The organism is Limimaricola variabilis, assembly GCF_014195545.1.
GTDB lineage: Bacteria > Pseudomonadota > Alphaproteobacteria > Rhodobacterales > Rhodobacteraceae > Limimaricola > Limimaricola variabilis.
In genome coordinates this window covers 86,268-101,531 of record NZ_JACIBX010000002.1, presented here as the reverse complement: position 1 = coordinate 101,531, position 15,264 = coordinate 86,268, and the positions used below count along the sequence as shown (strand labels likewise).

Here is a 15,264-nt window from a genome sequence, read left to right as displayed (position 1 = left end):
CGCCCGCATGCGGGCGCCCTGCCATCAGGCGACGACCACGGTCGTGCCGACCGGCACTCGGTCGTAGAGATCCTCGACATGCTCGTTGATCAGCCGCACGCAGCCCGAGGAGAACTGGCGCCCCATCGTCCAGGGCTGCGGCGTGCCGTGGATGCGGTAGTAGGTGTCGCGCCCGTCGCGGTAGAGGTAGAGCGCCCGCGCACCCAGCGGGTTGCGGGCATGGCCGCCGGGCAGTCCGCGCGCATAGGGGCCGTACACCGCCGGTTCGGCCTTGATCATGTTGGCGGTGGGCGTCCATGACGGCCATTCGGCCTTGCGCGCGACCCGCGCGGTGCCGGAGAAGTTGCGCCCGGCCGCTCCGAGCGCCACGACGTAGCGGATCGCCTTGCCATCGCCCAGCGTCCAGTAGAGCCGGTTCTGCGCGATCCGGACGTGAATTTCGCCAGCGGCCAGTTCCGGGTTCACCGGCACCACGCTGGGCAGCCAGTCGCGGGGAATCTTCACAACATGCGGGGGCGCGGCCAGCACCGGCCCGCTCGCCACCGACGCGGCCATAGCCGCGAGAACGCCTCGTCTCGTGAGTTTCATGACTGCTCCTGATCGGACTCTTTGGCCCGTTTTCGCCTCGATGCGGGGGAGCATAGCACGGAATGGTGGAATTTGGGTTTACGAAACGGCAAGAGACGCGCCGTCACCGGCGCGCCTCTCGGAGGGAAATCTGAGACGGGGATCAGAAGGCGTAGGAGACGCCGATCGCGATCCAGGGATAGGCCTTGATGAAGCCGAGATCGTCCTCGATCTGGGCGGCTTCCTCCTGGAGATCGTCCATTTCGATGTTCTCGCCCTCGACGTCGATGTCGATGCCGCCGAACATGATGGCGCCGATCTCGGCGTCGAAGGCCCAGCGCTCGCCGAAGCGGGTCTCGTAGCCGACCGCCACCATCGGCGAGATCGGCCGGCCGAAGGATGCGGAGGCGTGCAGCGAGGCGTCGGAATACTCCGAATCGCCGACCTCGATCGTCTCGCCCGGCCCGGCCACCAAGTCGAAGCTGAGGTCCGGCTTGCCGAGATACAGGCCGCCCGAGAGGCGCAGGCCACCTGCAGTGGGGTAGTAATCGGCGAGCGCGGCGAGGCCGAGCGTGGCCAGCTCGACGGTCATGTCACCCTCATCTTCTTCCTCGGTGTGGGTGAGGGTGGGCAGGCCGACGACGACGCCGCGGGCGCGCAGCTGCGGCATCGCCTCGTAGCTGGCCGAACCGTAGAGGCCGAGAGTCGACAGGCCGAAGCCGGTCGAGAGATCCTCGACGGATTGGGCTTGGGCGCCGGTGGCGGCGAGGAGGAAGAGGGCGTTGAGAGCAATCTGGCGGGTCATCGGGGTTCCTTGTTGGTGACCCCGCCATCTGCCGAAAAGGACAGGTGAATCACAACCCAGAGATGTCAGATCGCAGATTGGTCACATTTCCGTGTGACCGTTTCGCCGCAGTGCAGCACACGCATCTTCAGACTGTATGAAAAAAGGGGCCCGAAGGCCCCTTTTCCCGATCCATCAGAAGCGTCGGCTCACTCGGCCTGCGCGTCTTCCTTGGTTTCCTCGCCGGTCTCCTGGTTCACGACCTTCATCGACAGGCGCACCTTGCCGCGATCGTCGAAGCCCAGCAGCTTGACCCAGACCTCCTGGCCCTCCTTGAGGACATCCGAGGGGTGGTTCAGGCGGCGGTTCTCGATCTGGCTGACATGCACGAGGCCGTCGCGCTTGCCGAAGAAGTTCACGAAGGCGCCGAAGTCGACGAGCTTGACCACGGTGCCCTTGTAGACCTTGCCTTCCTCGGGCTCGGCCACGATCGAGTAGATCATGTCATAGGCCTTCTGGATGGCCTCGCCATTGGCCGAGGCGATCTTGATCACGCCGTCGTCGTTGATGTCGACCTTGGCACCCGAGACCTCGACGATCTCGCGGATCACCTTGCCGCCCGAGCCAATCACTTCGCGGATCTTGTCGGTCGGGATCTGCATCGTCTCGATGCGCGGTGCGTGAACCGAGAACTCGGCCGCGCCGGAGAGCGCCTTGTTCATCTCGCCAAGGATGTGCATCCGGCCGTCCTTGGCCTGCGCCAGAGCCTTGCGCATGATCTCGGGGGTGATGCCCGCGACCTTGATGTCCATCTGCAGCGAGGTGATGCCTTCGGCGGTGCCGGCGACCTTGAAGTCCATGTCGCCGAGGTGGTCCTCGTCGCCCAGGATGTCGGTCAGCACGGCGTAGGAGCCGTCATCTTCCAGCACGAGGCCCATGGCCACACCCGCGACCGCGCTCTTGAGCGGCACGCCGGCATCCATCATGGCGAGCGAGCCGCCGCAAACCGAAGCCATCGAGGAGGAGCCGTTCGATTCGGTGATCTCCGAGACGAGACGGATCGTGTAGGGGAAGTCGGTCGCCGCCGGCAGCACCGCCTGCAGCGCCCGCCAGGCGAGCTTGCCATGGCCGATCTCGCGACGGCCCGGGGAGCCGACGCGGCCCACTTCGCCCACCGAGTAGGGGGGGAAGTTGTAGTGCAGCAGGAAGTTCGATTTGAAGTTGCCGTGCAGCGCGTCGATGAACTGCTCGTCATCGCCGGTGCCGAGCGTGGTCACCACGAGCGCCTGGGTCTCGCCACGGGTGAACAGCGCCGAGCCATGGGTGCGCGGCAGCAGGCCGGTCTCGGCCACGATGTCGCGGACGGTGTCGAGGTTGCGACCGTCGATCCGCTTGCCCTTCTTGACCACGTCGCCGCGCAGGACGCTCGATTCGAGCTTCTTGAGCGCCGAGCCGAGGTTCTCGTCGCCGAGCTGCTCCTCGGTGAGCTGGCCCTTGATCGCCTCGCGGGCGGCCGCGACGGCGGCGGTGCGCTCCTGCTTGTCGGTAATCGCGAAGGCGGCGCGCATCTTCTCCTCGCCGGCGGCCTTCACGGCGTCGTAGAGCGCCGCGTAGTCCGGGGGGGTGAAGTCGAAGGGCTCCTTGGCGGTCTCTTCGGCCAGATCGATGATCAGGTCGATGACCGGCTGGATCTGCTCATGCGCGAAGTTCACGGCGCCGAGCATCTCTTCCTCGGTCAGCTCGTAGGCCTCGGACTCGACCATCATGACCGCGTCCTTGGTGCCGGCGACCACGAGGTCGAGGCGCTGCTCGGGGTTCGAGCGCAGGTTCTGCATGTCGTCGACGGTCGGGTTCAGCACGTATTCGCCATCGACGAAGCCGACGCGGGCGCCGGCGATCGGACCCATGAAGGGGGCGCCCGAGACCGTCAGCGCGGCCGAGGCGGCGATCATCGCGACGACGTCGGGGTCGTTGACGAGGTCGTGGCTCAGCACGGTGCACATCACCAGAACTTCGTTCTTGAAGCCCGGCACGAAGAGCGGGCGGATCGGCCGGTCGATCAGGCGCGCGGTCAGCGTCTCCTTCTCGGTCGGGCGCGCCTCGCGCTTGAAGAAGCCGCCCGGGATCTTGCCGGCGGCGTAGTATTTTTCCTGGTAGTGGACGGTCAGGGGGAAGAAGTCCTGACCCGGCTTCGGCGCCTTGGCGAAGGTGACGTTGGCCATCACGCTGGTTTCGCCCAGCGTCGCGATGACCGAGCCGTCGGCCTGGCGCGCGACCTTGCCGGTTTCCAGCGTCAGCGTCTCTTCGCCCCACTGGATCGATTTTTTCACGTCGTGAAACATCGTCTTTTCCATTCTGGCCCGACCTTCGGGCCCTTGTGCCCCCCTTCGTGCGTACAGTCCCCGGGGGCGGGTTGCGGAGGGGCCGGATGCCCCTGGCTCTTTTTCTCGTGTCCGTGACGCGGGGCGAGCCCGGTCCGCGCCATCCCGGATATGAAAGGGACCGCGCCGTGGCGCGGTCCCTAAAAACCTTAGCGGCGGATGCCGAGGCGGCCGATCAGGGCCTGGTAGCGTGCCTCGTCGCGGGACTTCACGTAGTCCAGCAGCTTACGGCGGCGAGCCACCAGCTTCAGAAGGCCACGGCGGCCGTGGTTGTCCTTCTTGTGGGTCTTGAAGTGCTCGGTCAGGGTCGCGATGCGCGAGGTCAGGATCGCAACCTGCACCTCCGGCGAACCGGTATCGCCGTCCTTGGTGGCGAAATCGCTGATGACCTTGGCCTTGTCTTCCACGGTGATCGACATCGGGGTCTCCTTTCGGGTGAGGGTGATGGCACAAGCCGGGATGTCGTCCAGCAGGGCCCATGGAGCACCGCCTTCATATAGGAAGACGGATGCGTGCCCATAAGGGAAATCGCCCGAAAAGGAAAGCGGAATGCTGCGGCGCGAGGCCGCGCCCGGCCGGGGGGCGGCTCAGGCGGCGGTTTCGGCCATCAACGTCACCGTCCCCGGCTCAAGCTGTTCCAGCCCGTCGATCCGCAGCAGCGCCGCGCCGTCGGCGCGCAAGAGCAGCCCCTCGGGCACCGGCTCCAGCGTCAGCTCGGGCGCGGCGGTGGCGGGATGCAGCACCATGATCCGGTCCTGGGTCGCGTCGAAATCGGCGATCACCGCGGGCTCGCCTGCCTCGAGGCTGCGCAGCGCGAACAGGTCGCCGCCCGATCCGCCATGGGCGATATCGTCGGCGCCGAGCATGATCTCGTCGTCACCGGCACCGCCATTGAGGTAGTCGCGGGCACTGTCACCGGCGCCGTCGAGCCGATCGTCGCCCGCCCCGCCATGCAGCACGTCGCGGCCCGCGCCACCCGACAGCCGGTCGTCTCCGAGGTCGCCGCCCAGCATGTCGTCGCCCGCGCCGCCTGACAGGTCGTCGTGGCCGTCGCCGCCGCGCAGGGCGTCGTCACCGGCATCGCCAAAGAGCAGGTCGTCACCGACATGGCCCCAGAGCGCGTCGTCACCTGCGCCGCCACGCAATACATCGTCGCCGCGCCCGCCATGCATCTCGTCGGCGCCGTCGCCGCCATCCGCCATGTCGTCGCCGTCCCGCAGGTCGAGGTGATCGGCTCCCGTGAGGCCGGCGACATCGTCTGCCCCGTCGGTGCCAAAGACGACGTCGGCGCCCATAGTGCCGTGCCCGGACAGACGCTGAGGTGCCGCCCCCGTCGCAGGGCCGGCCGCTGCTTCCTCGCTTGTCGGGGTGTCGCTTGCCGCCTCCGGGCCAGGCTCGGGCTCCAGCACCGTGTCCAGCGGAACGGTCTCGGGAGGCGTATCCGCGGGGGCAGGGCCGGGCTCGGCCTCCACCTCGGCGGCGGCCGAGGGCAGCAGGGCGGCGCCGGTCAGGGCAAGTCCGAACAGTCCGAGCAGGGTGATCATCGCAGTCTCCGGGGAACGGGGCCGCGCGAGACTAGCACGCGGCGGCGCCGGTCCGGCGGAGAACCGTGTCCCGTGGTTAAGCGCGGATGATCAGCGGTTGGCGCCCGGCTGCCACAACAGGTCGGCGCGACCGGAATCATTGGCGATCCGCGCGGCGACGAAGAACCAGTCCGACAGCCGGTTGAGATAGCGCAGCGCCTCGGTGTTGAGCGGCTCTTCCCGGCTCAGCGCCACGGCCAGCCGTTCGGCCCGACGCGACACGGTGCGACAGTGGTGCAGCTGTGCGGCCAGCGGCGTGCCGCCCGGCAGCACGAAGCTTCTCAGCGGCTCCAGCCGTTCGTTCATCGCGTCGATCTCGCGCTCCAGCCGCTCGGTCTGGGCGGCACTCATGCGCAGCACGGGGTGTCCGGCCTCGGCGTCCTTGTCCGGCTCGGGACGGCAGAAATCGGCGCCGAGGTCGAACATGTCGTTCTGGATGCGGCTCAGTGCCGCCGCCATCTCACCCTCGGCGTGCAGCCGGGCGAGGCCCAGCGCCGCGTTGGTCTCGTCCACCGTGCCGTAGCATTCGACCCGGAGCGCGTCCTTGGGCACCCGGCTGCCATCGCCGAGCGCGGTGTCGCCCTTGTCGCCGGCGCGGGTGTAGATGCGATTCAGAACGACCATCAGTTCATGCCCCTCAGGAAGACGTAGAGCAGGATCAGCAGCACCGCGACGAATTGCGCGCCGATGCGCCAGCGCATGATGCGGTTGGCGTATTTGCGGTTGAAGTCGCCGCCTTTGCCGAAGGTGCCGACCCCGAACATCAGGATGCCGGCGACGATCAGCACGGCGAGGATGACGAGGATGAGGAGGGGATCTTGCAGCATGGCGGGCCTTTCGCGGTTCCCCTAGGATCTAGCGGTTCCAGCGGCGAAGAAAAGCGGGACGCGGTGTCGCGGTCAGCCGCGCGACACCACCCGGTCGAGCGCGCGCGTGCTCAGGATCCGCCGTAGCGTTCCAGACAGATGCGTGGGCAACGTGACGTAGTAGCGCGGCCGCGGCCGGGCCACTTCGAGTGCATGGGCCAGCTTTTCGGCCACCGCGCCGGGCGGCAGCTCAAACCGGTCCGGGGCACGATCCTCGTAGAGCCTGCGCAGGAGCCCGCCCTCGTATTCGGCGCGCCGGGCTGAGTTCTTCCAGTCGATCCAACGTTCGAAATGCGGGATCGAGTTGGCCCTGATCCGCGAAGTGACGGGGCCCGGCTCGATCAGCGAGACATGGATGCCGGTGCCCTTCATCTCGAGCCGCAGCACGTCGGTCAGTCCCTCGAGCGCGAACTTGGTCGCGACATAGGCGCCGCGCCATTTCACCCCCACGAGGCCGAGCACCGAGGAGCAGTTGACGATCCGCCCATGGCCCTGTTCGCGCATCACCGGGATGACACGGGTGGTCAGGTCGTGCCAGCCGAAGAGATTGGTCTCGAAGATCTCGCGCAGCGCCTCGCGCGGCAGATCCTCGACCGCGCCAGGGCAGGCGAAGGCGCCGTTGTTGTAGAGCGCGTCGAGCCGGCCGCCGGTCATCTCCAGCACCTGCGCCAGCCCTTCGGCGACGCTGTCGGGGTCGGCATAGTCGAGCCGCGGCGCCTCGAAGCCCTCGGCCCGCAGCCTTTCGCAATCCGCCTCGGCGCGGCAGGAGGCGAAGACCCGCCAGCCCCGTTCGCGCATGTGATGCGCGCAGGCGAGACCGATGCCAGACGAGGCGCCGGTAATGAGCAGGGTGCGGGGCGTATCCATGCGGGCCTCATGCCGGGGCAAAGGCCGCGCTGCAACGAAAAAGGCGCCCCGCAGGGCGCCTCGCAGCAGTGTCCAGCGATCAGCCCTCGATCGGGGCCAGCAGCCGCTCGGACATCCAACCGGTCTGGCCGGTGGAGGTAATCTCGATCTTGGCCCAACCGCCGGCGCTCTCGATCAGCCGCGCCTCGGTGCCGCGCGGCAGCGTGTCGAGCACGCCATGGCTGGTGCCGGGACCTTGGCGCATGTTGACGCGGTCGCCGCTCACCTGCAGCAGGGCGAGCTTGGCATCGGCGGCTTCGGCCGTGGTTTCGGTCGCGGCCGGGGCGGGGGTCGCCGCAGCGGCGGGCTTGGGCATGAAGGAGGCTGAGATCAACTCGACATTCTCGGGAAATTCGCGCATCGCGGTGACCGGGATGCCCGAGTCGGTGCGCTCGATCTCGAAGGCGTCGCCCGTGGTATCAGCGGCCTGCGCCACGGAGATGCGGGTCTGGGGCTGGAAATCGGCTCCGCCGGACATTTCGTAATAGCCTACGCCCAGCAGCAGGAAGGTGACACCGATACCAAATACGTGCTTCATGACAGCCTCTCGTTCTGCTCTGCGCCCTGGCGGATCTCTCACTGTCGCGTGACACCCGCCGCTGATGCAGGATCTCGCTGATCCGTTGCCTCTCTAACCGCGACTTTACGCCGATGGTTCCCGGCGATAGGAAGCTTTTCATGCCAAACCCCCTTGACGACGCCCTCCCGGCCCGGCCGGAGCAGGACCTGACCGAGCCGCTGCGCCGTGCCATCGGCGAGCGTTACTTAAGCTATGCGCTCTCCACGATCATGAACCGGGCGCTGCCGGACGCGCGCGACGGCCTCAAGCCTGTACATCGGCGTATCCTTTATGCCATGCGCGAGCTGAAGCTCTCCTCGACCGGCGGCTTCCGAAAATCGGCCAAGATCTCGGGCGACGTGATGGGCAACTATCACCCGCATGGTGACGCGGCGATCTACGACGCGATGGCCCGCCTCGCGCAGGACTTCGCGGTGCGTTACCCGCTCGTCGACGGCCAGGGCAATTTCGGCAACATCGACGGCGACAACCCGGCCGCCGCCCGATACACCGAGGCCCGCCTGACCCCCGCCGCCGAGGCGCTGATGGAGGGGCTGGCGGAGAACGCGGTCGATTTCCGACCCAACTACGACGGCACGCTCGAAGAGCCCATCGTGCTGCCCGCGGCGTTCCCGAACTTGCTCGCCAACGGCTCGAGCGGCATCGCGGTCGGCATGGCGACCAACATCCCGCCCCATAACCTGCACGAGCTGATCGAGGCTTGCCTCTACATGATCAAGACGCCGGGCGTCTCGGACGAGAAGCTCGTCGATCTGGTGCCGGGTCCCGACTTTCCCACCGGCGGCGTGCTGGTCGAGCCGCGCGAGAACATCCTCGCGGCCTACCGCACCGGGCGCGGTTCGTTCCGGCTGCGTGCGCGCTGGGAGGTGGAGGAGCTGGGCCGCGGCCAATGGCAGGTGGTGGTCACCGAAATCCCCTACCAGGTGCAGAAGTCGAAGCTGATCGAGCGGCTCGCCGAGCTGATCCAGACCCGCAAGATCCCGCTTCTGGCGGATGTGCGCGACGAGAGTGCCGAAGACGTGCGCATCGTGCTCGAACCGCGCGCCAAGACTGTCGAGCCCGAGATGATGATGGGGATGCTGTTCAAGAACAGCGACCTCGAGATCCGCTTCGGACTCAACATGAACGTGCTGATCGACGGGCTGACGCCCAAGGTCTGCTCGCTCAAGGAGGTGCTGCGCGCCTTCCTCGACCATCGCCGCGAGGTGCTGACCCGCCGCTCCGAGCATCGGCTGGAGAAGATCGACCACCGGCTCGAGGTGCTGGAAGGCTTCATCACCGCCTTCCTCAACCTCGACCGGGTGATCGACATCATCCGTTACGACGATCAGCCTAAGCAGGCGCTGATGGCCGAGGATTGGGACCGCGATCATGTCCGCGCCGTCTCCGAGCGCGACTATCGCTCACCGCTCTCCGAGCCGGCCGGCGGTGGCGGCCTCACCGAGGTGCAGGCAGAGGCGATCCTCAACATGCGGCTGCGCTCGCTGCGCCGCCTCGAGGAGCTGGAGCTGCTGAAGGAGCAGGACGCGCTGATGCAGGAGCGCGCCGGTCTGGTCGACCTGCTGGCCTCCGAGGAGCTGCAGTGGAAGTCGATCGCGACCCAGCTGCGCGAGACCCGCAAGCTGATGGGTCACGGGACCCCGGGCGGCGACCGGCGGACCGGCTTCGCCGAGGGCACCGAGATCCCCGACGTGCCGATCGAGGCGATGATCGAGCGCGAGCCGATCACCATCGTCTGCTCCGAGATGGGCTGGATCCGCGCGATGAAGGGCCATATCGCGCTCGACAGCGAGCTGAAGTTCAAGGATGGCGACAAAGGCCGCTTCGTGCTGCACGCCGAGACCACCGATCGGCTGCTGGTCTTTGGCTCGAACGGGCGGTTCTACACCGTTTCCGCCTCCAACCTGCCCGGCGGGCGGGGCATGGGCGAGCCGCTGCGGCTGATGGTCGACCTGCCCAACGAGGCGCAGATCGTCTCGCTGCATCTCTACCGGCCCGAGCGGCGGCTGCTGGTCGCCTCCTCGGCCGGTGACGGCTTCATCGTCAACGAGGACGAGGTGCTGGCCCAGACCCGCGCCGGCAAGCAGGTGCTCAACGTCAAGGACGAGGTCGTGGCGAAGATCTGCAAGCCGGTGACCGGCGATGCGGTGGCGGTGGTCGGCGACAACCGCAAGGTGCTCGTCTTCCCGCTCGACGAACTGCCCGAGATGACCCGTGGCAAGGGCGTGCGGCTGCAGAAGTACAAGGATGGCGGTCTGTCGGACGCGACGACCTTCGTCCTAGAGGCGGGGCTGTCGTGGAAGGACCCGGCCGGTCGGACCCGGACCGAGAGCGATCTGGGCGACTGGGTTGCCAAGCGCGCCACGGCCGGGCGGATGGCGCCGCGCGGCTTCCCCCGCGACAATCGCTTCAACTAAGGCAATCGCTTCGACTGAAACGAATAGGCCCTCCCGATGCGGGAGGGCCTTTTGACTTTCAGAGGCCGTCGTCTCAGTCGGCCCACATCCTGAGCAGGTTCGACCGGCTCTTGGCGAGCAGGTCGAACAGCTCCGACTTGCCCTCGCGCGCATGGATCTCGCGCACGGCGCGGTCGAGATCGAACAGCATCTCGCGCTGGGCGGCGTCGCGCAGCCGACTCTGCACCCAGCCAACCACCGCCAGCCGCGTGCCGCGCGTCACCGGGGCGACCCGGTGCAGCGTGGTCGAGGGATAGGCCATCAGCCCACCTGCCGGCAGCTTCACGGCGCGGCTCTCGAAGCCATCCTCGATCACCAGCTCGCCGCCGTCGTAGCTCTCGGGCTCGGACAGGAACAGCGTGAAGGAGATGTCGGTGCGGATGCCCTGCATCAGCGCGTCGTCGACATGCAAGCCGTAGGTCTGGCCCTGCCGGTAGCGCGACAGGATCAGCGGCGTCATCCGCGCCGGCCGCGCCGCCGCCTGAAACAGCGCGTTGCCGCCGAGCGCCTTCTCGACCTTGGCCAGCACCGCGTTGCGCGCGGGCGAGGGGGCAGCTTGGTCGTTGGCCTTGACCTCGCGGGCATAGCGCCCGGCCGAGGCGCGGCCGTCGGCGAAGTCGATCGTGTCGATCGAGGCGCGCAGCGCCTCGACCTCCGGTGCCGACAGCAATCCGTCGATGGCGAGCAGCATCAGTTCAGGCCGAGCGCGGCCAGTTCGACGCGGGCCGCGGCGCCGTGGAGCAGGGCCACGTCGACGCCCGGTAGCGCCTCGGGGACGAACCCGTCAAAAGCCGCCATCGCGGCCTCGACCGCGTCGCGCGCCTGCGCGCCTGCGGCTGCCACTTCGGCGTCGTCCGACGCCGCCAGCGCCTCGGTCTCGGCCAGTGCCGCCTGCGCGAAGCCCAGCGCATCCTGGTACTCGTGCAGCTCGGTGATGCTGCCATCGGGGGCGATGCCGACCTCGTATTCCTCGGCCGCGATGCGCAGCGCCGCCTCGACCGCCTCGAACCGGGCGCGCGGGTCGGTCACGGCGGCACGGGCGTCGCCGATGCGGGCGATCAACGCCTCGAAGGCGGCCTCGGCCCGCTCGGTTTCGGCGCCGCCTTCGACGGCCGTCGCCAGTTCCGCCAGCTCGTCGGAGAAGCCCGCGACGCCGCGCTGCTCGAGGCGCGGGGCCAGACCGGCATAGATCTCGTCCTCGGGGTGCTTCATGTGGGTCGCGGCGAGCTCGGCGCGGCTGTCGCGCTGCAGCGCGATCCCGGCGCGCAGATGCCCCTCGATCAGCAGCAGGTCGGTCAGGTAGGCGGTGTCTGCATCGACCTCGATGATCAGGCCGCCTTCGCCGCCCTCTCCGCCTTCGCCACCTTCGCCACCCTCGGCTTCGACTGCGCCACTCTCGCCGCCTTCACCGCCGCCTTCGCCGCCCTCACCGCCTTCTGCGTGGGCTTCGCCCTCCTCGCCACCTTCGCCACCTTCGGCAGCGGCTTCACCATGCTCGCCACCTTCGGTCGAACCGGTCTCGCCGCTTTCTCCGCCTTCTGCGTGGGCTTCGCCCTGTTCGCTACCTTCACCGCCTTCGGTCTCGATGGCGCCTGCTTCGCCGCCCTCGCCGCCTTCGCCGGCGATCGGCCAGAGGGTCTGGGCTGCTTGGCCGGGAACCGTGGCCTGCGGGCCGCCGGCCATGGCGGAGCCGACGGCGACGCCGCCCATTGCGGTGGCGAGGGCGAGGCTGCGCCACATGCGGGCATTGACGGGACGGGGGGTCTTGGTGCTGGACATATGTCCTCCGCAAAGATTCTGAGTGTTTTAGTCGGTAATATGTCCGGGCCTGGAACGTCAAGCCTCGGGGCGGGGCGCGAGCCACCGGGCGCATGGAACTGCCGCTTGATTTCCCTGCCGATTGCAAATACATCGCCCGCGATGTCGAACCGGGCCAAGGGGCCCCCGAACACGCGAGGCGCCGACGCAGATGGCAAAGGCAAAATTCGAACGCACCAAACCGCACGTGAACATCGGGACCATCGGTCACGTGGACCACGGCAAGACCACCCTGACCGCCGCGATCACCAAGTACTTTGGTGACTTCCGCGCCTACGACCAGATCGACGGCGCGCCGGAAGAGAAGGCCCGCGGGATTACCATCTCGACCGCCCACGTCGAGTACGAGACCGAGTCGCGTCACTACGCCCACGTCGACTGCCCCGGCCACGCCGACTATGTGAAGAACATGATCACCGGTGCCGCCCAGATGGACGGCGCGATCCTGGTGGTGAACGCCGCCGACGGGCCGATGCCGCAGACCCGCGAGCACATCCTGCTCGGCCGCCAGGTGGGCATCCCCTACATGGTCGTCTACATGAACAAGGTCGACCAGGTGGATGACGAGGAGCTCCTGGAGCTCGTCGAGATGGAAATCCGCGAGCTGCTGTCCTCCTACGACTACCCGGGCGACGACATCCCGATCGTCAAGGGCTCGGCGCTCGCCGCCATGGAAGGCCGTGACGAGGCGATCGGCGAGAACTCGATCCGCGAGCTGCTGAAGGCCGTCGACGAGTACATCCCGACCCCGGCCCGCGCCGTCGACCTGCCGTTCCTGATGCCGATCGAGGACGTGTTCTCGATCTCCGGCCGCGGCACCGTTGTGACCGGCCGCGTCGAGCGTGGCGTGATCAACGTCGGCGACGAGATCGAGATCGTCGGCATCCGCGAGACCAAGAAGTCGACCTGCACCGGCGTCGAGATGTTCCGCAAGCTGCTCGACCGCGGCGAGGCCGGCGACAACGTCGGCGTGCTGCTGCGCGGCATCGACCGTGAAGGCGTCGAGCGCGGCCAGGTGCTGTGCAAGCCCAAGTCGGTTGCGCCGCACACCAAGTTCGAGGCCGAGGCCTACATCCTCACCAAGGAAGAGGGCGGCCGCCACACCCCGTTCTTCGCGAACTACCGTCCGCAGTTCTACTTCCGGACCACCGACGTCACCGGCACCGTTGTCCTCCCCGAGGGCACCGAGATGGTGATGCCGGGCGACAACCTGAAGTTCAACGTCGAGCTGATCGCCCCGATCGCCATGGAAGACGGCCTGCGCTTCGCCATCCGCGAAGGCGGCCGCACCGTCGGCGCCGGCGTGGTCTCCAAGATCGTCGAGTAAGGACAGCATCGGGCGGCGCGGCCGCCCGGTTCCCCCATATGAAAGGGCCGCCCTCCGGGGCGGCCCTTTTTTCGTTCCGGTGGGGCAGGGGGCTCAAGGCCCCGGGGCTAGGCCGAGCATGGCGTCGGCCTCGGCCGTGGTCGCGTCGAGCCCGGCCTTCATCGAGGCCCGCGCCGCCTCGCGCGCCGCGGCATCCGCCCGGCGCGGCATCGTGTCCTCCCAGGGGCGGAACACGACCGCGCCCTCGCCGCCCGGGCGCGGCAGCAGCAGCCGGTCCCAGCTCGCGGCGCGGGCCTGCCGGGTCATCGAGGCTGCGTAGAAAAACACCGGCGCGCCGGTGATCCGCGCCCAGTCGAGCGGCGGGTCGTTGATCTCCCTGGCCGGGCCGAGCGGGCCGTCGGCGGTGATGCCGATGCTGGCGCCGGCGCGCATCCGGTCCATCACCAGCCGCGACATCGCCAGATTCGACAGCCGCGCCGACATGGCAACGGGGGTGAGGCCGCAGCGTCGATGCGTGTCGCCGGCGATTCGCGCGATCGGGGAGGTGTCGTGCAGGCTCGACAGGTCGGCGGCGTCGCGCGGCCAGTGGAACGGCCCCATCATCAGCCGCGAATGCCGCAGCACCAGCAGCACCGGCCCCTCCGCAAGCGCCGCGCGCAGGGCATCCTCGCCGCGCGTCTGCCACCGCGTGCGCCACTGGCAGCGCGCCAGCCACAGATGCGCCAGCCCGCCGACGCCGCGGATCACGGTGGGGCTCTTGGCCAGTCTCTTGCCGAGCGTCATCGCGTCCTCTCCAAGCCTTCGGCGGGCATCTTGCGCGGCCGCGCCGCGAGGGCAAGGGCAGGGCGGGCGAGATTGGCTGCCGGGCCCTCTTGATCCCGGCGGCGATTGCGACTACTCGGAGGGCGGCCTTAGGGGTATAGCTCAGTTGGTAGAGCATCGGTCTCCAAAACCGAGGGTCGTGGGTTCGAGTCCCCCTGCCCCTGCCAAGGCCACCGCGGCGTCGCCGCCGCTTGCAGATCGCGCGGCATGGCCGTATGTCCCGCATCGATCCCCGGAAAGGTGAAGATGATGGCCAGAACCAACCCGCTCCAGTTCGCGCAGCAGACCCGCGCCGAGATCGCCAAGGTGGTCTGGCCAACGCGCCGCGAGGTGGTGCTGACCACGGTGATGATTTTCCTGCTCGCCGCTGTCGCCGCGCTGTTCTTCAGCCTGGTCGACCTGGGCATCCGTTCGGGACTGCAGGCGGTGCTCGAGGGTCTGGCGGGCTGAACCGGGCCCCGCGGGGCTTGATCTGCGCCGCGCCGGGCGCTACTGACCGGCGGACTTGGGGAAACGGCGCGCGAGTGCGCGCCGCTTTGCCGTTTGAGCGGCCCCGATCGGGGCCGGGAATGCAACGAGGCTCCGGCGCAAGGCCGGTCGCGACGGAAGGTGTCGGGCAACATGGCGAAACGCTGGTATTCGGTTTCCGTGCTCTCGAACTTCGAGAAGAAGATCGCCGAGCAGATCAGGACCAAGGTGGCCGAGCAGGGGCTCGAGGATGTCATCGACGAGGTGCTGGTCCCCACCGAGGAGGTGATCGAGGTTCGCCGCGGCAAGAAGGTCACCACCGAGCGGCGCTTCATGCCCGGCTACGTGCTGGTGCACATGGAAATGTCCGACAAGGGCTACCACCTCGTTACCTCGATCAACCGGGTCACCGGCTTCCTCGGCCCGCAGGGCCGGCCAATGCCGATGCGCGACGCCGAGGTCGAGGCGATCTTGGGCCGCGTCCAGGAAGGCGAGGAAAGCCCGCGCACCCTGATCCGCTTCGAGATCGGCGAGAAGGTGAAGGTCAAGGACGGCCCCTTCGAGGATTTCGACGGCATGGTCGAGGAGGTCGACGAGGACAACCAGCGCCTCAAGGTCACCGTTTCGATCTTCGGTCGTGCCACGCCGGTGGAACTCGAGTTCACTCAGGTCGCCAAGCAGGGCTGAGGCTCGACTTGACCGGTCG

16 protein-coding genes and 1 tRNA gene are annotated in these 15,264 nt (G+C 68.1%); 5 read left to right on the top strand and 12 right to left on the bottom strand.

All coding sequences use genetic code 11. The features are described from left to right. Positions 1-24: 24 nt before the first annotated feature. From FHS00_RS03510 to FHS00_RS03470, 9 genes are all read right to left on the bottom strand, one after another. Positions 25-588, bottom strand: a complete 564-nt coding sequence (locus FHS00_RS03510; protein WP_221188703.1) for a L,D-transpeptidase — start codon at positions 586-588, stop codon at positions 25-27. A 142-nt stretch (positions 589-730) separates the two neighbouring features. Beyond that, the gene (locus FHS00_RS03505) at positions 731-1,372 is read right to left on the bottom strand and encodes a hypothetical protein (RefSeq protein ID WP_183469936.1); all 642 of its coding nucleotides are present in this window, start codon (positions 1,370-1,372) and stop codon (positions 731-733) included. A gap of 188 nt (positions 1,373-1,560) precedes the next feature. Next, a complete protein-coding gene (gene pnp, locus FHS00_RS03500) occupies positions 1,561-3,693 on the bottom strand; it encodes a polyribonucleotide nucleotidyltransferase (protein WP_183470682.1) in 2,133 nt (710 codons plus the stop codon). Between the two features lie 188 nt (positions 3,694-3,881). Continuing rightward, complete coding sequence (gene rpsO, locus FHS00_RS03495; protein WP_183469935.1) at positions 3,882-4,151, bottom strand: 30S ribosomal protein S15; 270 nt, start codon at positions 4,149-4,151, stop codon at positions 3,882-3,884. A 168-nt stretch (positions 4,152-4,319) separates the two neighbouring features. Continuing rightward, positions 4,320-5,276, bottom strand: coding sequence for a calcium-binding protein (locus tag FHS00_RS03490; protein ID WP_183469934.1), 957 nt, complete (start codon positions 5,274-5,276; stop codon positions 4,320-4,322). A gap of 90 nt (positions 5,277-5,366) precedes the next feature. Further along, on the bottom strand, positions 5,367-5,939 hold the full coding sequence (locus FHS00_RS03485; RefSeq protein WP_183469933.1) for a cob(I)yrinic acid a,c-diamide adenosyltransferase: 573 nt from the start codon (positions 5,937-5,939) through the stop codon (positions 5,367-5,369). Further along, a complete protein-coding gene (locus FHS00_RS03480; protein ID WP_183469932.1) occupies positions 5,939-6,142 on the bottom strand; it encodes a twin transmembrane helix small protein in 204 nt (67 codons plus the stop codon). Before FHS00_RS03480 ends, FHS00_RS03485 begins: the two co-directional genes overlap by 1 nt. 72 nt (positions 6,143-6,214) lie before the next feature. Continuing rightward, positions 6,215-7,048, bottom strand: coding sequence for an SDR family oxidoreductase (locus FHS00_RS03475; protein WP_183469930.1), 834 nt, complete (start codon positions 7,046-7,048; stop codon positions 6,215-6,217). Between the two features lie 79 nt (positions 7,049-7,127). Then, a complete protein-coding gene (locus FHS00_RS03470; protein ID WP_183469928.1) occupies positions 7,128-7,625 on the bottom strand; it encodes an SH3 domain-containing protein in 498 nt (165 codons plus the stop codon). A 140-nt stretch (positions 7,626-7,765) separates the two neighbouring features. Between FHS00_RS03470 and parC the strand changes: the two genes are divergently transcribed. Beyond that, on the top strand, positions 7,766-10,084 hold the full coding sequence (gene parC / locus FHS00_RS03465) for a DNA topoisomerase IV subunit A (protein WP_183469926.1): 2,319 nt from the start codon (positions 7,766-7,768) through the stop codon (positions 10,082-10,084). A gap of 73 nt (positions 10,085-10,157) precedes the next feature. Here parC and FHS00_RS03460 read toward each other — a convergent pair whose 3' ends face one another. Together FHS00_RS03460 and FHS00_RS03455 are read right to left on the bottom strand one after the other, a co-directional pair. Next, positions 10,158-10,814, bottom strand: a complete 657-nt coding sequence (locus FHS00_RS03460) for a Fe2+-dependent dioxygenase (RefSeq protein WP_183469924.1) — start codon at positions 10,812-10,814, stop codon at positions 10,158-10,160. Continuing rightward, positions 10,814-11,902: a hypothetical protein gene (locus FHS00_RS03455; protein ID WP_183469922.1), complete on the bottom strand. Its 1,089-nt coding sequence runs from the start codon at positions 11,900-11,902 to the stop codon at positions 10,814-10,816. Before FHS00_RS03455 ends, FHS00_RS03460 begins: the two co-directional genes overlap by 1 nt. A gap of 190 nt (positions 11,903-12,092) precedes the next feature. Between FHS00_RS03455 and tuf the strand changes: the two genes are divergently transcribed. Then, the gene (gene tuf, locus FHS00_RS03450) at positions 12,093-13,268 is read left to right on the top strand and encodes an elongation factor Tu (RefSeq protein ID WP_183469893.1); all 1,176 of its coding nucleotides are present in this window, start codon (positions 12,093-12,095) and stop codon (positions 13,266-13,268) included. A 93-nt stretch (positions 13,269-13,361) separates the two neighbouring features. Here tuf and FHS00_RS03445 read toward each other — a convergent pair whose 3' ends face one another. Then, entirely contained in the window at positions 13,362-14,051 is a 690-nt protein-coding gene (locus FHS00_RS03445) for a lysophospholipid acyltransferase family protein (RefSeq protein WP_183469920.1), read from the bottom strand. Positions 14,052-14,181: 130 nt separating this feature from the next. On the opposite strand from FHS00_RS03445, the gene FHS00_RS03440 reads away from it, so the two are divergent. The 3 genes from FHS00_RS03440 (at position 14,182) to nusG (ending at position 15,245) form a co-directional block, all read left to right on the top strand. Beyond that, positions 14,182-14,257: transfer RNA gene (locus FHS00_RS03440), tRNA-Trp, on the top strand. Between the two features lie 82 nt (positions 14,258-14,339). Then, positions 14,340-14,540, top strand: a complete 201-nt coding sequence (secE, locus tag FHS00_RS03435) for a preprotein translocase subunit SecE (RefSeq protein WP_183469918.1) — start codon at positions 14,340-14,342, stop codon at positions 14,538-14,540. A gap of 171 nt (positions 14,541-14,711) precedes the next feature. After that, a complete protein-coding gene (gene nusG, locus FHS00_RS03430) occupies positions 14,712-15,245 on the top strand; it encodes a transcription termination/antitermination protein NusG (protein WP_183469916.1) in 534 nt (177 codons plus the stop codon). The last annotated feature ends 19 nt before the right edge of the window (positions 15,246-15,264 follow it).

What these genes read in the sequence shown, in the direction of transcription:
- FHS00_RS03510 (WP_221188703.1), bottom strand. Translation starts at nt 588, where the DNA reads ATGAAACTCACGAGACGAGGCGTTCTCGCGGCTATGGCCGCGTCGGTG.
- FHS00_RS03505 (WP_183469936.1), bottom strand. Translation starts at nt 1,372, where the DNA reads ATGACCCGCCAGATTGCTCTCAACGCCCTCTTCCTCCTCGCCGCCACC.
- pnp (WP_183470682.1), bottom strand. Translation starts at nt 3,693, where the DNA reads ATGTTTCACGACGTGAAAAAATCGATCCAGTGGGGCGAAGAGACGCTG.
- rpsO (WP_183469935.1), bottom strand. Translation starts at nt 4,151, where the DNA reads ATGTCGATCACCGTGGAAGACAAGGCCAAGGTCATCAGCGATTTCGCC.
- FHS00_RS03490 (WP_183469934.1), bottom strand. Translation starts at nt 5,276, where the DNA reads ATGATCACCCTGCTCGGACTGTTCGGACTTGCCCTGACCGGCGCCGCC.
- FHS00_RS03485 (WP_183469933.1), bottom strand. Translation starts at nt 5,939, where the DNA reads ATGGTCGTTCTGAATCGCATCTACACCCGCGCCGGCGACAAGGGCGAC.
- FHS00_RS03480 (WP_183469932.1), bottom strand. Translation starts at nt 6,142, where the DNA reads ATGCTGCAAGATCCCCTCCTCATCCTCGTCATCCTCGCCGTGCTGATC.
- FHS00_RS03475 (WP_183469930.1), bottom strand. Translation starts at nt 7,048, where the DNA reads ATGGATACGCCCCGCACCCTGCTCATTACCGGCGCCTCGTCTGGCATC.
- FHS00_RS03470 (WP_183469928.1), bottom strand. Translation starts at nt 7,625, where the DNA reads ATGAAGCACGTATTTGGTATCGGTGTCACCTTCCTGCTGCTGGGCGTA.
- parC (WP_183469926.1), top strand. Translation starts at nt 7,766, where the DNA reads ATGCCAAACCCCCTTGACGACGCCCTCCCGGCCCGGCCGGAGCAGGAC.
- FHS00_RS03460 (WP_183469924.1), bottom strand. Translation starts at nt 10,814, where the DNA reads ATGCTGCTCGCCATCGACGGATTGCTGTCGGCACCGGAGGTCGAGGCG.
- FHS00_RS03455 (WP_183469922.1), bottom strand. Translation starts at nt 11,902, where the DNA reads ATGTCCAGCACCAAGACCCCCCGTCCCGTCAATGCCCGCATGTGGCGC.
- tuf (WP_183469893.1), top strand. Translation starts at nt 12,093, where the DNA reads ATGGCAAAGGCAAAATTCGAACGCACCAAACCGCACGTGAACATCGGG.
- FHS00_RS03445 (WP_183469920.1), bottom strand. Translation starts at nt 14,051, where the DNA reads ATGACGCTCGGCAAGAGACTGGCCAAGAGCCCCACCGTGATCCGCGGC.
- secE (WP_183469918.1), top strand. Translation starts at nt 14,340, where the DNA reads ATGGCCAGAACCAACCCGCTCCAGTTCGCGCAGCAGACCCGCGCCGAG.
- nusG (WP_183469916.1), top strand. Translation starts at nt 14,712, where the DNA reads ATGGCGAAACGCTGGTATTCGGTTTCCGTGCTCTCGAACTTCGAGAAG.